The organism is Halomonas sp. ND22Bw, from assembly GCF_003011945.1.
GTDB lineage: Bacteria > Pseudomonadota > Gammaproteobacteria > Pseudomonadales > Halomonadaceae > Halomonas > Halomonas halophila.
Genome location: NZ_PXWD01001054.1, coordinates 1 through 264 on the forward strand (window position 1 = coordinate 1; position 264 = coordinate 264).

At 72.0% G+C, this 264-nt stretch carries 1 protein-coding gene; it reads right to left on the bottom strand.

Annotated features, from left to right (window positions below):
• A partial coding sequence (locus CVH10_RS21400) for a hypothetical protein (protein ID WP_219924961.1) occupies nucleotides 1–264 on the bottom strand: 264 nt, incomplete at both ends.

Genomic DNA, 264 nt, shown 5'->3' on the forward strand with positions numbered 1-264 from the left:
GCGGCTTCTGGCGCTCCTTGGCGACGCGGTCGCTCTTGGGCACCTCGGCCAGGGCCGGCTCGATCTGTACCGGCGGCGACGGCGGCGCCCGGCGCTTGGGCCGTGGCTCGGGTGGCAGGGTGTCGTCGACCTGCATCGGCGCGCTGTCGCGATCCTCCGTGAACCCGACCTCTTCGCGCTCGCGTGCGGCCTGCCGGCCCAGCGCGATGTCCTCGGCGATCTCGCGCTTTTCGCGGCGTGATTCGAACAGCGAATAGACGCGTG